16 protein-coding genes are annotated in these 12863 nt (G+C 73.2%); 9 read left to right on the top strand and 7 right to left on the bottom strand.

What is annotated here, in order from left to right:
* A partial coding sequence (locus KJS59_RS31445) for a LuxR C-terminal-related transcriptional regulator (protein ID WP_249714846.1) occupies positions 1 to 1461 on the top strand: 1461 nt, incomplete at its 5' end.
* A gap of 83 nt (positions 1462 to 1544) precedes the next feature.
* The gene (gene gsmA, locus KJS59_RS24975) at positions 1545 to 2636 is read left to right on the top strand and encodes a sporangiospore maturation cell wall hydrolase GsmA (protein WP_213455410.1); all 1092 of its coding nucleotides are present in this window, start codon (positions 1545 to 1547) and stop codon (positions 2634 to 2636) included.
* A 3-nt stretch (positions 2637 to 2639) separates the two neighbouring features.
* On the opposite strand, the gene KJS59_RS24980 is transcribed toward gsmA, so the two are convergent.
* Complete coding sequence (locus tag KJS59_RS24980; RefSeq protein ID WP_213455411.1) at positions 2640 to 3386, bottom strand: DUF2254 family protein; 747 nt, start codon at positions 3384 to 3386, stop codon at positions 2640 to 2642.
* Positions 3387 to 3591: 205 nt separating this feature from the next.
* Between KJS59_RS24980 and KJS59_RS24985 the strand changes: the two genes are divergently transcribed.
* Entirely contained in the window at positions 3592 to 4764 is a 1173-nt protein-coding gene (locus KJS59_RS24985) for a winged helix DNA-binding domain-containing protein (RefSeq protein ID WP_249714847.1), read from the top strand.
* Here the strand turns inward: KJS59_RS24985 and KJS59_RS24990 are convergent.
* On the bottom strand, positions 4718 to 5047 hold the full coding sequence (locus KJS59_RS24990) for a hypothetical protein (protein WP_213455412.1): 330 nt from the start codon (positions 5045 to 5047) through the stop codon (positions 4718 to 4720). The genes KJS59_RS24985 and KJS59_RS24990 overlap by 47 nt on opposite strands.
* A 244-nt stretch (positions 5048 to 5291) precedes the next feature.
* Between KJS59_RS24990 and KJS59_RS24995 the strand changes: the two genes are divergently transcribed.
* The 5 genes from KJS59_RS24995 to KJS59_RS25015 all read left to right on the top strand — a co-directional run bounded on the left by KJS59_RS24995 (position 5292) and on the right by KJS59_RS25015 (position 8456).
* Positions 5292 to 6107 (top strand): SAM-dependent methyltransferase, encoded by an 816-nt coding sequence (locus tag KJS59_RS24995; RefSeq protein WP_213455413.1) that lies wholly within the window; start codon positions 5292 to 5294, stop codon positions 6105 to 6107.
* Between the two features lie 387 nt (positions 6108 to 6494).
* Positions 6495 to 6746 carry a DUF397 domain-containing protein gene (locus KJS59_RS25000; RefSeq protein WP_213455414.1) on the top strand — a complete coding sequence of 84 codons (252 nt, stop codon included), beginning with the start codon at positions 6495 to 6497 and terminating at the stop codon, positions 6744 to 6746.
* A gap of 86 nt (positions 6747 to 6832) precedes the next feature.
* On the top strand, positions 6833 to 7684 hold the full coding sequence (locus KJS59_RS25005) for a helix-turn-helix domain-containing protein (RefSeq protein WP_213455415.1): 852 nt from the start codon (positions 6833 to 6835) through the stop codon (positions 7682 to 7684).
* Between the two features lie 3 nt (positions 7685 to 7687).
* On the top strand, positions 7688 to 7891 hold the full coding sequence (locus KJS59_RS25010; RefSeq protein WP_213455416.1) for a DUF397 domain-containing protein: 204 nt from the start codon (positions 7688 to 7690) through the stop codon (positions 7889 to 7891).
* A gap of 247 nt (positions 7892 to 8138) precedes the next feature.
* The gene (locus KJS59_RS25015; RefSeq protein WP_213455417.1) at positions 8139 to 8456 is read left to right on the top strand and encodes a hypothetical protein; all 318 of its coding nucleotides are present in this window, start codon (positions 8139 to 8141) and stop codon (positions 8454 to 8456) included.
* Here KJS59_RS25015 and KJS59_RS25020 read toward each other — a convergent pair.
* Positions 8382 to 9140, bottom strand: a complete 759-nt coding sequence (locus KJS59_RS25020; RefSeq protein ID WP_213455418.1) for a PIG-L deacetylase family protein — start codon at positions 9138 to 9140, stop codon at positions 8382 to 8384. The two genes, KJS59_RS25015 and KJS59_RS25020, sit on opposite strands and share 75 nt — an antisense overlap.
* Before the next feature lie 49 nt (positions 9141 to 9189).
* Here KJS59_RS25020 and KJS59_RS25025 point away from each other — a divergent pair, with 49 nt between their 5' ends.
* A complete protein-coding gene (locus KJS59_RS25025) occupies positions 9190 to 10119 on the top strand; it encodes an alpha/beta hydrolase (protein ID WP_213455419.1) in 930 nt (309 codons plus the stop codon).
* A 194-nt stretch (positions 10120 to 10313) separates the two neighbouring features.
* On the opposite strand, the gene KJS59_RS25030 is transcribed toward KJS59_RS25025, so the two are convergent.
* From KJS59_RS25030 to KJS59_RS25045, 4 genes are all read right to left on the bottom strand, one after another.
* Positions 10314 to 11672 carry a DUF2786 domain-containing protein gene (locus tag KJS59_RS25030; protein WP_213455420.1) on the bottom strand — a complete coding sequence of 453 codons (1359 nt, stop codon included), beginning with the start codon at positions 11670 to 11672 and terminating at the stop codon, positions 10314 to 10316.
* A 158-nt stretch (positions 11673 to 11830) separates the two neighbouring features.
* A complete protein-coding gene (locus tag KJS59_RS25035) occupies positions 11831 to 12031 on the bottom strand; it encodes a hypothetical protein (RefSeq protein ID WP_213455421.1) in 201 nt (66 codons plus the stop codon).
* Between the two features lie 173 nt (positions 12032 to 12204).
* Positions 12205 to 12585: a hypothetical protein gene (locus KJS59_RS25040; protein ID WP_213455422.1), complete on the bottom strand. Its 381-nt coding sequence runs from the start codon at positions 12583 to 12585 to the stop codon at positions 12205 to 12207.
* Entirely contained in the window at positions 12578 to 12838 is a 261-nt protein-coding gene (locus tag KJS59_RS25045; RefSeq protein WP_213455423.1) for a hypothetical protein, read from the bottom strand. The genes KJS59_RS25040 and KJS59_RS25045 overlap by 8 nt, the downstream gene beginning before the upstream one ends.
* Between the last annotated feature and the right edge of the window lie 25 nt (positions 12839 to 12863).

Below are 12863 nucleotides of genomic sequence, written 5' to 3' on the forward strand. Positions count from 1 at the left end.
GGCCGGGACGCCGACGCGGCCCGCTACGCCGCCCGCCGGCTGGCGCTGGCCCCGGCGGACGCGCCGCTGGAGCGCGCCACCGCGCACCGCGAACTCGCCACCGCGCACGGCCGACTGGGCCGGCACGCCGAGCGCCTCGCCGCGCTGTCGGCCGCGCGAGGGGAACTGGAGGCCGCCGGGGCGGCGGCGAACGCGGCCGAGTGGGCGCGGTTGCGGGCGGCGGAGGCGGAGGCGCACCTGGACGAGGGCCGGGTGGTCGAGGCGGGGGAGTCCGCCCGGCACGCCCGGGAACTGGTCGCCGCCGCCGCGGACCCGGCCACGGACGCCGCCGCCGCGGTCACCCTGGCCGCCGCGTACGCCGCCGAAGGCGCGGTGGAACCGGGCCTGGCCCTGTTGCGTGCCGCCCGACGGTCCGCCGCGGAGCGCCGCGACCTGGCGACGCTGTCCCGTGCGGTGGGCTGCCTGCTGGACCGGTACCTGCCGCTGCTGGACCGGGCGCCGGCCTGGCTCGCGTTCGACGAGGCGGTGGCCGCGACCACCCGGCACGCGCTGGAGCGGGACACCGGGCGCTGCATCCTGGCGGGCATGCGCCTGGCGGTGCGGCTCGGCGACGCGACGCGGGCCGGGGAACTGGCCGCCGCCCGGCTACCCCTGGAGGCCGAGCCGGACCTGCGTGCCCGCCTCTGCGCGGCCGCCGGGCTGCTGGCACTCGCGGGTGGGGACGAGGCCGCCGCCGGGGACGGCGCCGCCGGCGCGGACGCGGCCGCGGAGCGGTCGGAGCGGCCGTCGGCGTGGGCCGCCGCCGCGCTGTTGCGGGTGGCGCTGGGCGCGCCGCTGACCGTGTACCTGGCCCGGGTGCCCGTCGCGTACGACCGGCGCCGGCCGGCCAGGCTGCTGGAGGCGGCCCGCTGGGCCCTCGCGGCGGGTACCGAGCCGGCGGCGGTTCGCGCCGTACTCGCGGAACGCCTCCCCGACGTGTCCCCTGAGGAGCGGAGCCTCGCGCAGGTGCGGTGCGCGCTGCTCGCCGCCGAGGGCGAGCCGGAGGCCGCGGTCGAGGCCGGGGTGGCCGGGCTGACCGGCGCCCCCGTGGCCGCCTGGCTGGACGCGGACACCCACCTCACGGTCGCGCGCTGCCTGCTCGGGCTGGGCCGCGCGGCCGAGGCGCGCCCCCACGCCGAGCGCGCCGTCGCCCTGCTGGCGGGCTGGCCCGGTCCGCTCGCCGATCGCGCCGCCGCCCTGCTCGGCTCGCTGACCGCCGCCGCCGACCTGACCGCCCGCGAGGCGGAGGTGCTGGACTGCCTGACGGCCGGCATGTCCAACAAACAGGTGGCCCGGTCGCTGGGCATCTCGGTCCGCACGGTCGGCGTGCACGTGTCCAACCTGCTCCGCAAGACCGGCACGTCCTCCCGCACCGAGGCCGCGCTGTGGGCGGTGCAGCACCGGCGGGGCGGCGGCCACTAGCAACCCGCCCGCAACCGAGATGATCCAGGACACGCCACCGTCGCTCGTGACGTTGAAGCCTCACCGATCCTGGGGGCTTCAACATGCGAGGCGTCGTACGCCGGTTGCGGCAGGGCACGTTGGTACTCGCGTTCGCGCTGGGCGGCGTCGTGGCCGTGCCCCTGGCGGCGGAGGCGGCCACGGTGAGCGCCACCGTGAAGGTCGGCAGCGGCGGGCTCAACGTGCGCAGCAAGCCGACCACCGCGTCCGCGGTCACCGGGACGCTGAAGAACCGGGCGAAGGTCGCCATCGCCTGCTGGACCACCGGGCCGACCATCGAGGGCAGCGTCCGGCGCACCAACCAGTGGGACAGGCTGACCAGCGGCCGGTACATCTCCCACGCGTACGTGGTGGGCGGCGAGAAAAGCGCCAAGTGCGCCACGGCGCCGGCGCCGACGACGGTCACCGGCACGGTCGCCGGCTCGGGCCCGGTGAACCTGCGGGCGGCGCCGTCCACGTCGGCGGCGATCAAGGGCCAGGCGGCGGCGGGCAGCCGGCTCACCCTGGCCTGCGCGGCGAGCGGGCAGTACATCTACGGGCCGCTGGGCGCCACGACCCAGTGGGACAGGCTGGCCGACGGCCGCTACATCTCCCACGCCTACGTCCGGGCGACCGGCCTGCCGTGGTGCGCCGCCAGCGCGCCGGTGCCCACCACCACGATGACCAACGAGCAGTTCATCGCCGCCTCGGTGGCCGGCGCCCAGCGCGGCTGGCGCGAGTACGGGGTGCCCGCGTCGGTGACGATCGCGCAGGCGATCCTCGAGTCGGGCTGGGGGCGCAGCGCCCTCGCCTACTACGACCGGAACTACTTCGGCATCAAGTGCTTCGGCACGCCCGGCGGCATCGCCAAGGGCTGCCACACCTACCGGACCACCGAATGCGACCAGGCCGGCAAGTGCTTCACCACCGAGGCCAGCTTCCGGGTGTACGCGTCGATGGCCGACTCGTACCGGGACCACGGGTACTTCCTGCGCACCAACAAGCGGTACGCCGGGGCGTTCGCGTACACGAAGGACGCCGACCGGTTCCTGGTGGCGATCTGGAAGGCCGGCTACGCCACCGACCCGCAGTACGACGTCAAGTGCAAGGCGCTGATGGCCAGGTACGACCTCTACCGGTACGACACCTGGAAGTAGCCGCTACGCGCCGGTGACGAGGGCGGCGGCGATCTCGGTGGGGATCCGGTAGGCCGGGCGGCCGCCCAGCGCGTCGAGACGGCGGCGCAGCGGCGGCCGCCGGTCGGACGGCGCGGCGGCCATCAGGTCGGTCAGCGCCGCCCGCAGCCGGTGGGCCACCCGGGGCGTCGCGGCGCCCGCCGCGATCACCGGGTCGAGTGCCAGCCGCAGGTACCCGTCCCAGGTCGGGCCCCGCAGGATCAGCCGCAGCCCGCCCTCCGCGTCGTAGTGCCGGCCGGCCGGCATCGGCCGCGCGGCGAGCCGGCGCAGCGCCTCGTGCAGGCGGTCGACCGCGCGCTCGGCGCTGCCCAGGTCCCGGTCCCGCACCGCGTCCTCGGCGATCCCGGCCAGCCGGGCGAAGGCCGGCGCGGGGTCGGCGGCCGCCGGCCCGATCTCGACCAGCAGCGGCAGGTGCCGCCCGGGCAGCCGCTCGGGGCAGCCGTGCACGCGCAGCAGCGGCGCGCCCCGCCCGACCGGCTCACCGATCGCGGGGACCAGTTCGAGCATGCAGTCCGCGCGCGTGGCGGCGTCGACCAGCCCGTCCGCGTCCAGCCGCAGGACCGTGCCGGCGCGCGGCGCGGTGAGCGTCCGATCGACCCCGCTCGGCGGCGGGTACCGGCCGTCCACCCGGCGGTGGAGGTCCCGGGCGATGGCGTCGATGCGGTCCGGGCGGGACAGCGCCCGCGCGAACGCGGTCGGGAGCGCGCGCATACCGGCGAGTACCGGTGGCGGCGGAAGCTAAACGTGCCCGAGTGTCCGTTCCGGCGTTGGATGCGGAAAATCGCCAGAGCGCCGGCCCGGACGGGTTACCCGGTGCGGGCGGGGCCCCCTCGGCGGAATGCTTGCTGCGAGGCAAGAATCATGGGCCGTGACGCTGACACCGGAACCCGCCGGACCCGGGTGGCAGACTGTCCGGGTGGTGCGCAGGGTGACGGTGGCCGAGCGGCGAGCCCGCCTGGCCGTCCGGCACCGGCTGGCGCCGGGCGCCCACGCCCCCGAGCCGGTGGCGGTCGCCCGGGCGCTGGTGGCCCTGCACGCCACCGACCCCGCGACGGTGTTCCTCTCGGCCGCCGCCCGCCTGCGCGAGCCGCCGGTCGCCGCCGTCGAGGAGGCGCTGTACGAGCGCCGCATGCTGATCCGGATGCTCGGCATGCGCCGCACCATGTTCGTGGTCCCGGTCGAGTTGGCGCCGGTGGTGCAGGCGGCCTGCACGGACGCGATCGCCGCGGTGGAACGGCGCCGGCTGCTTCAGGACCTGGCGCGCTGCGGGGTCGGCGACGAGGCATGGCTGGCCGAGGTCGAGGAGGCGACCGTGGCCGCGCTGGTCAAGCGCGGCACGGCGACCGCCGCCCAACTCGCCGAGGACGAGCCGCGGCTGCGCAGCCAACTGGTGATGGCGGAGGGCAAGAGCTACCAGGCGGTCACGAACGTCACCGGCCGGGTGCTGTTCGGCCTGTCGGCCCGCGGGCGCATCGTCCGCGGCCGCCCGGGCGGGACGTGGATCTCCACCCGGTACCACTGGTCGCCGGCCGAGCGGTGGCTGCCGCCCGAACTGCCGGCACCGGCCGCCGCCGCGGCCCGCACCGACCTGGCCCGCCGGTGGCTCGCCGCGTACGGGCCGGCCACCGTCGCGGACCTCAAGTGGTGGACCAGCTGGACGATGACGGCCACCCGGGCGGCCCTCGCCGGCCTCGAGACCGTGGCGGTGGACCTGGACGGGCAGCCCGGCGTGCTGCTCGCGGAAGACGCGGAGCCGGTACCGGAGCCGGAGCCGTGGGTGGCGCTGCTGCCGGCGCTGGACCCGACCGTGATGGGCTGGGCGGCCCGGGAGTGGTTCCTCGGCCCGCACGGGCCGGCGCTGTTCGACCGCACCGGCAACGCCGGACCGACCGTCTGGTGCGACGGGCGGGTCGTCGGCGGCTGGGGTCAGCGCCCGGACGGGCGGGTCGTGTACCGCCTGCTGGAGCAGGTGTCGGCGCGGACCCGCGCAGCGCTCGACGAGGCGGCCGGGCGCCGCACCGAATGGCTGGCCGGGGCGGTCATCACGCCCCGATTCCGCACGCCCCTGGAACGCGAACTGTCGACCTGAGGAGCCCGCCAGCCGCCGGATCAGGGTGCGCGATCGGGTCGAACGTCGGCTCCGGATCCGCGCGGGGCAGCACGTACAGCGCGGTCACGGTGTCCACTCCGGTGCCCCGCGCGCCCGCCGGCTGGTACGTGACCGTGGCGGCGCGGGGTGAGCTGACCTCCACCAGCCCCGGGCGCCAGCGGCCGTGCCGGAAGACCCAGACGCGCTCCCGCGGGGAGTAGCTGTCCGTGGGCGCCACGAGGGCCGGGTCGCGCTGATCGGGGTGGACGGTGGGAACGGGCATCGGGACGTCCCTTCTGGGGAGACCTCGCGTCCAAGAAAATTCAACCGCGCCTTTGCGACTCCATATCTGTGAAGCACAGATTAGGAACTGCTCTGGCGGCGCGCAATCCCTCGCGTCGCCTTCCTTTCCGTGCTGTCTGCTCTGGACTGACTGCTCTGGGTAAGAAGTTTGCGTTTCGCCCGCGCAGTACCCAAACTGCCTCCAACGAACCTCACGGAGGGTCACGTACGTCTGGGAGCCGATGATGAGCGACGCGGGGGCGTCGGACCGGCCGTTCGCGGCGGGGATGTACGACTATTTGCTGGGCGGCGGGGCGAACAGCCCGGCGGACCGGGCGGCTGCGGAGCGTATTCGCCAGGTGATGCCGGAGGCCGCGAGCGTGGCCTGGGCCAACCGGGGCTTCCAGCAGCGGGCGGTGCGCCGGATGGCCGGCGAGTGGGGCATCCGGCAGTTCCTGGATCTCGGCGCCGGGCTGCCGACGCAGCGGCACACGCACGAGGTGGCCGGCCCCGGCTGCCGCGTGGTCTATGTGGACAACGACCCCCGGGTCGTCGAGCGGGGCGAGCGGCTGCTGACCGATGTGGACGGCGCCGCGGTGGTCGGCGCGGATCTGTGCGACCCCGCGGCCGTGCTGGACCACCCGCGGACCCGCGGCCTGATCGACCTGGACCGGCCGGTCGGTCTGCTGCTGGTCTCCGTCCTCCAGTTCGTCCCGGACGACGACGATCCGTGGGGGCTGGTCCGCCGGTACATGGCGGCACTGGCGCCCGGGTCCTTTCTGGCCCTGTCCGCCCCGACCGGCGACCGGCAGGCGCCCCGCATCGTGTCCGGGGCCCGGAAGGTGTATGAGGCGACACCGACCCCGGTGGTCGCCCGCAGCCGGGAACAGGTGGAGCGGTTCTTCGCCGGCCTCGAGGTGGTACCGCCCTACCCCGGCGCGGAGCCGGCCGTGACCTATGTGGGCGTCTGGGGCGCCGAGGACCCGGCGGCGGCGGACGACGACGCGTCCCGCTGGATGTACGCCGGCGTGGCCCGCAAGCCCGAGGAGGGGCCCCGATGAGCGTGAGAAGCGCGTCGGCTGGCGGCTGCGGAGGAAGCACCGCAGTCGCGAACGAAAGGGTGGCTCTGTGAGCGTGAGGAGCGCCCGGAGCGTGGTTGCTGGCGGCTGCGGAGGAAGCACCGCAGTCGCGAACGAAAGGGTGGCTCTGTGAGCGTGAGGAGCGCCCGGAGCGTGGTTGCTGGCGGCTGCGGAGGAAGCACCGCAGTCGCGAACGAAAGGGTGGCTCTGTGAGCGTGAGGAGCGCCCGGAGCGTGGTTGCTGGCGGCTGCGGAGGAAGCACCGCAGTCGCGAACGAAAGGGTGGCTCTGTGAGCGTGAGGAGCGCCCGGAGCGTGGTTGCTGGTGGCCGCGGAGGAAGCACCGCAGTCGCGAACGAAAGGGTGGCTCTGTGAGCGTGGCGCGTAAGCCCACAGTGGAGGCGCTCGGTCTGGCTCCGGACGCCCAGGCGTGGCGGTGCGCCGGGGACGGCGCCGGGGCGGGCGCGATCGAGGTGGCGTTCGCTGACGCGCTGGGCGAGCGCTGGGTGCTGATGCGTGTCGCCGGCGACCCGTCCGGCCGGATACTGGTCTACGACCGGCACGAGTGGGAGTGCTTTGTGGACGGCGCACGCAAGGGCGAGTTCGACGACGCGGCCGGGTGATCGCCAGCGCGGTCGCGCAATTCATGTGAATCACAATTTGGTGCGGGTATGCTGATCGCGTCCCCCCGTCGAGGAGGAGGGCCCGCGTGCGCAACGGCTACGGCGCCACAGTTGCCAAGCGTCGGCTCGCGCGTCGCCTCGGCGAACTGCGCGTCGCCAATGGCTACACGGCCAACCAGGTCTGCGACAAGCTGAGCTGGGGGCGGGGCAAGGTCGGCCGCTTCGAGGCGAACGTGTGGAAGCGCCCCGAGATGAGCGACATCCGCGACCTGTTGCGCCTCTACGACGCGTCCGACGCGGACCGCGCGGAACTCGCCGACCTGGCGGTGGTGGCCCGTGAGCGCGCCTGGTGGCGGGAGTACGGCGACGTGTTCGCCGACAGCGAGTACCCCGGCTTCGAGGCGGACGCCCGCCGGATCCGCCTCTACATGCCGCTGATCCTGCCCGGCCTGCTCCAGACGCCCGCGTACATCGAGGCGCAGATGCGGGTCGGCAGCCAGCCCACGCCGTGGCGGCGCCGGGCCCGGGAGGCGCGGCTGCGCCGCCAGGAGATCCTCAACCGGGAGGACGGCACCGCGCCGGAACTGGTCGCGGTGATCACCGAGGCGGCCCTGCTGTACCGCTGGGGCGTGCGCGCCGAGCGCCGTGAGCAGGTGGAGTACCTGGTGGACGTGGCCCGGCGCCCGGGCGTCGAGCTGCGCCTGCTGCGCTTCGCCGACGGCCCGCATCCGGGCATGAGCAGCCTGATCAGCGTCTTCGACTTCGCCGGCGACGAACCGTGCCAGGTGTTCCTGGAGAACGACGTCGCGATCGCGGAAGTGACCGACCGGAGGCAGGTGGACGCCTATGTGACGACGTTCGAGCGGATCCGCGAGGCGGCACTGGACGCCGACGCGACGACCGAGTACCTCAAACACCTGGTGACAACCATGGAGTGAACCATGACCGACCTGTCTCAAGCGAAGTGGCGCAAGGCCACCCGCAGCAACGGTGCCAACACCGGCTGCGTGGAGGTCGCGGCCAACCTGGAGGGCGTGACGGCCGTGCGGGACAGCAAGTCCCCGGAGGCGGGCGCACACGTCGTGAGCCGGAGCGCCTTCGCGGCGTTCCTGACCGATGTCAAGGCTGGCCGGTTCGAGATCTAGCGAACCGTCCGGGTACCGCAGCCACGGAAGATCCCCCGGGGTGGCCCCCCCGGGGGATCTTCTTGTATTCGCCTGTCTCAAGGCTTAGCGGGCACCTTACAACTGGTAGCTAGCCCGGTACAGTCGGTCCGTCGGATCGGTTTGGTGCCCGGACGGTGACAGTGCCCGTACCAGCACCGCATCAAACAGTCCTACCTTTTGGGCAGATGCATAGTCTCTCTACCGGTAGCATCACTGCCTAATATCGGTGACCAAACCGCGGCCGCGCACACCCTGGCGCGCCTCGCCCCGACGGCTGCCCGCCACGCCCTGGTGGCTGTTCGCGGCCGCGGTGGCGGTGCCGGTCGCCGACTTCGCGCTCGGCCGGTTCCTGCTCGGTGTGCCCGCACCCGCGCTGCAACTGCTCACCGCGGTCGGCTACCCGCTCTACCGCCGCCGGGTGCTGCGCCGCGCCCGGGCCGCGGAAGACGCCGCGTCAGGACCCGCCGAGTCACGAAACCCAGGGCGGCCGACCCTCCATCGCCAGCACGTGCACGTCGAACAGGACCGCCGCGTCGACGCCTAGCGCAGCCCCGGCCGCTCGGGCCGCCCAGGTGAGGAACGGCGCCGCGTCGGGGCTCTCCTCGCCGAGCCCCCGCATGTACTCCGCGTGCGCGTTCAACGAGGCGATGCCCCGCAGCAGCGGCTCGCCGGTAATGTCCACGCCATGCGTGGGCCGCTCCGCGCCGGCGAAGCACACATACCGCACACCGCCCCACGGCTCCAGCCCCTCGTCGGCAAGCTCGGGGAAGACCCACCGGTTGCCCGCGTCCCGGGCGGCGTCCAGCGCCGCCAGCCCGACGACCCGGTGGTCCGCCTGGTTCGTGATGCCGCCGACCATCCGGACCGTGAATGCGCCCGACACGACGACCTCCGGCCGGTGCCGGCGGATCGCCCGCGTGATGTCCCGCCGCAGCGCCAACCCGCCCTCGACCACCCCGTCGCGGTGGTCGAGGAACTCCACCACATCCACCCCCACCTCGGCGGCGCCGCCCCGCTCCTCCGCCTCCCGCAGCGGGCCGGCCTCGTCCGGGTGCATGCCGTCGATGCCGGCCTCACCCCGGGTCGCCAGCAGGTACGTGACTCGCTTGCCCTGGGCGGTCCAGCGGGCCACCGCCGACGCCGCGCCGTACTCGATGTCGTCCGGGTGCGCCGCCACGGCCAGGCACCGCTCCCAGTCCTCCGGCAGCGCCGGCAGCAGATCCGTCATAGGTCCTGACGCTAGTGGCACTTCCGCGGTGGCTGAATAGGCTGTCCCGATGCAACCGGACCGTCTTCACCCCCAGGCGAGGGCCGCGCTCGGCGTACAGCCCCGCGCCCCGCTCACCCTCGAGAACCTGCCCGCCGTACGGCAGAGCATGCGCGACGCCACCCTGGCGGAGACCGGCCGCGGCCCCGACGTCGGGCCGGTCACCGACCTGACCGCCGACGGGGTGCCGGTCCGGCTGTACGCGGGCGCAGACGGCGTTCCGGTGCTCGTCTGGGCACACGGCGGCGGCTGGGTGATGGGCGACCTCGACACCCACGACGCCTTCTGCCGCCACCTCGCCGCCGCCTCCGGCTGGGCCGTCCTCGCCGTGGACTACCGCCGCGCCCCCGAACACCCGCACCCGGCGGCCATTGAGGACGTTGAGCGGGCCCTCGGCTGGCTCCGCGTCGGCGGCCCCGGCTTCGCCCCGGCACCCATCGCGATCGGCGGCGACTCCGCGGGCGGCCAGATCGCCGCCGTCGCCGCCCGGCGCGCCCGCGACGCCGGCACCCCGCTCGCCGCCCAGGTCCTCATCTGTCCGGTCACCGACCCGGCGATGGCGTACCCCGACCTCGACGGGTACGGCCTGCACCGGGACGAGATGCGCTTCTTCTGGGACGCGTACGCGCCCGCCCCCGCCGACCGCGACCACCCCGACCTCAACCCCTCCGCCGCCGACCCGACCGGCCTCCCACCCGCCATCGTCATCACCGCCGAACTCGACGTGCTCCGCGACGAGGGCGAGCGCTACGCCGCCCGCCTGATGTCCGCCGGCGTCCCGGTCGTCTCCACCCGCTACCAGGGCCTCGTCCACAACTTCCCGCGCAAACTGGCCCTCTTCGACGCCGCGCACGCCGCCGTCGCCCAGGTCGCCGCCGTCCTGTGCGGGCTCAAGGACACCCCGCAAGTCGCTGCGAAATCCGGTACCGGCGCCGGGTAGCCAGTCAAGGCCCGCAGCTGAACCTGCTGTGTGTGGAGTCCACCGCCCTCGACCAAGCCGTGCAGTGCGACCAGGCTGGCCTCGCCGACCGGCTCCTCGCTGTCACCACAGCTGTGGGACGCCACCGCGTCCACCGAGAACCGGATGGCGTTGCAGGACGACGACACGATGCGTGCCTTCGACGCCGCAGCCAATCAAGCGTGTGGGACCGCCTGCCGCCCATGCAAGGAGGCCCGGTCGGCCGCGGCCCGGCCCGACGCCCAGCCCTCCCGGTTGTTGATGGCCGCCGTGTGCTGTGTCAGCCGGGGAAACTGCATCTCGAAGGCATCGCGCACCGCGTCGTCACGCGCAGCGAGCACGGGCAGCAGTTGGGCGGCGTCCGTCGACGCGGTCATCTCCCGGTCGACCCCCTCGGTGGCGGCGCTGAGCCGTTCACCGATCCGCGACGCGTACGCGGTCAAAAATGACTGCCGGAACGAGCGGGTTGTGTTGCGCCCGTACTTGTCAGTTCTCGGCTTGGCCTGCGTCATCGCCTTCGTCGCCTGCACGAGCAGCGAGGTGAACAGCAGTTCGGTCGACTCCAGATCGGCTGGGAAGCCGACGATAGTGGTGAAGCCGAACCGCTTCATCCACACCGCCCGACAGCTGTTGGCCTCTGCAACGACCTGCAGCAGCAACGTCTTCGGCGCCTCATACGGATTGTCGATGCTCACCCGGCGGGTCACCGGCTGGTCGCGTTCGCCCGTCCTGGCAACGAGCAGGGCGTGATCGATGCGATGACGGGCCATCAGCTCCTGTGCCTTCGCCGTGAACGCGTCGGCCTCCTCCGGGAAGTCAGTAGACTCCGCCTTTGCCAGCAATGCCCTGACCCGATCCAGCATCCGCTGATCGACGTCGGCAGGCGGTGTCACCGCGGCGGACGTGGCGGTGCCCGGCATCGGGCCGACCGGCTCGATCGGCGGAAGCGTCGCGAGAAGATGAAGCGTCTCGATCATGGTGGTGATCACCCCGACGCGATCGAGGCCCTGTCGTTCGCCCCAGACAGTCACATAGTGGTCGTCGTGCTCCCACCACACCCGCGCGTCGAGGGCAGCCAACTGCGACTGCCACCGCCGATCGACGGTCGCCTTGGCATAGCTACGCATCTGCGCCGCGATGGCGTCGACCATGAGCCGGCCATTTCGCGGGGTGTACTCCCGGCGGGCCACCCGTACCAGCTCGGCCGGCTGCCAGCCGCGCCGCCACGCGTGCTCGACCTCGCGGATCAGGAAGGCCAACAAGGCCCGGTTGACGATTTGGATTCCGGTAGCACCGCCGGGGCCGGCGGTCAGCAGTGCGAGGCAGCGGTCGAGTTCGGCTGTCTCTTCGTGGTGCTGGGTGTGGATCGCCTGTTCGATGATCTGTTCCGCGACCTGATGTTGGGACGGGACATCCGGCACACCGAAGAGGCCCATCGGGTCATCGAGGCCGGGCGTCCCCGCCGCCCTCCGACGCTGAGCCGCCTCTGCGGCCTTCCGCTTGGCCTTGTGCCGTTCACGGCTGTTCTTTCCCATTGGCTGGCCTCTGCCCGACTCGACGACACCGAGTCACAGACGCTACCAACCGGACCGACGGGCAGCCCCATGACTCGACGACGAGCAGTAGGTCGGGGCAAACGACCGGGTATCGAAACCGCCGCATCGGTAGTGGCAGCCCCATCAGCTCCGGCTTGTCACACGGGCAAGGCGTAGCCCAGCGCGTGCAGCGCCCGACGGAAGGCAGGTTCGTGTCCCGCAGTGACGGCGAGATGCCGTTCACCGATCGGCGTGCAGAGCGGGCCGAGCCGACGGTCGTGGCGGATCAGTGCGGCCAATACCTGATCGGCCACATTCGATGAGGCGCACCTGACCCAGATCACGAAGTTGCCCGGCACGAGCCGTCACGTCGTCGAGCAACACCAGCAGGGTGGCGGGCAGCTCCGGCTGCGCCATTCGACCACCAAGGAAGTCCCGGAGCTGGTCGACGGGGCGACCGGCCGCCACGGCGGCGAGCAGCGTGTCCAGGCTGAGCGTCCAAACCCGCTCGGCGGTCCGTTTCGCGTAGGCGTCAAGGACCAGGCGGTCGGCCGAGCTCGGCTCGCCAACGGCGACCACGTCGAGGTTGGGGCAAGATCTTCAAAGTACGGATCGGTGCCGCGTCCGCCGGCGGCCGGTACGCTACGGCCAGGTCGAGAACGTACGCGCCAAGGCCGGTCAGTCGCAGCGCCCGAAGCCCGTCGTAGCGGCTCAGGCAGTCGAGATAGTCGGCGCCCCAGTTGCGGTGGTCGTCGTCGCGAGCACCGGCCGGCTCGTCATAGGCGATGTCGACAAGGCCCAGTTCACCGAACCCGGCGTAGCCGAGGCTGCCGTACTGAGCATCGACAAGGTACAACTTCCACAGCGCCCGGTCGCTACGCGCGACCGTCGGCGACAGGCCCGCATCACGCATAGCGACGAACAGAATTCACCTCGACCCAGACACCGTGGCGGCAGGTGGCCAACGCCGCCGACACCCGCTGCCGGCGGGTCTTCGCCGAGGCCAGCACGTCGGTGGCGCGTTGACCCTTGATGTGCTCGACCCGGCTCAGCTCGTCGATCACCGCCTTTGTGATCCAGGAACGCCACAGGCCCCTGATGACCTCCGCGGCCGGTTTCCCGAGTGCCGACCGGCCCCGGGCGGTCAACTGGAGCTTCCCGCCCACGACTTAGTGAGCGTCCGGGAACTTC

It is taken from the genome of Rhizomonospora bruguierae (assembly GCF_018397995.1).
Classification (GTDB): domain Bacteria; phylum Actinomycetota; class Actinomycetes; order Mycobacteriales; family Micromonosporaceae; genus Rhizomonospora; species Rhizomonospora bruguierae.

What these genes read in the sequence shown, in the direction of transcription:
- gsmA (WP_213455410.1), top strand. Translation starts at nt 1,545, where the DNA reads ATGCGAGGCGTCGTACGCCGGTTGCGGCAGGGCACGTTGGTACTCGCG.
- KJS59_RS24980 (WP_213455411.1), bottom strand. Translation starts at nt 3,386, where the DNA reads ATGCGCGCGCTCCCGACCGCGTTCGCGCGGGCGCTGTCCCGCCCGGAC.
- KJS59_RS24990 (WP_213455412.1), bottom strand. Translation starts at nt 5,047, where the DNA reads ATGCCCGTTCCCACCGTCCACCCCGATCAGCGCGACCCGGCCCTCGTG.
- KJS59_RS24995 (WP_213455413.1), top strand. Translation starts at nt 5,292, where the DNA reads ATGAGCGACGCGGGGGCGTCGGACCGGCCGTTCGCGGCGGGGATGTAC.
- KJS59_RS25010 (WP_213455416.1), top strand. Translation starts at nt 7,688, where the DNA reads ATGACCGACCTGTCTCAAGCGAAGTGGCGCAAGGCCACCCGCAGCAAC.
- KJS59_RS25020 (WP_213455418.1), bottom strand. Translation starts at nt 9,140, where the DNA reads ATGACGGATCTGCTGCCGGCGCTGCCGGAGGACTGGGAGCGGTGCCTG.
- KJS59_RS25025 (WP_213455419.1), top strand. Translation starts at nt 9,190, where the DNA reads ATGCAACCGGACCGTCTTCACCCCCAGGCGAGGGCCGCGCTCGGCGTA.
- KJS59_RS25030 (WP_213455420.1), bottom strand. Translation starts at nt 11,672, where the DNA reads ATGGGAAAGAACAGCCGTGAACGGCACAAGGCCAAGCGGAAGGCCGCA.
- KJS59_RS25040 (WP_213455422.1), bottom strand. Translation starts at nt 12,585, where the DNA reads ATGCGTGATGCGGGCCTGTCGCCGACGGTCGCGCGTAGCGACCGGGCG.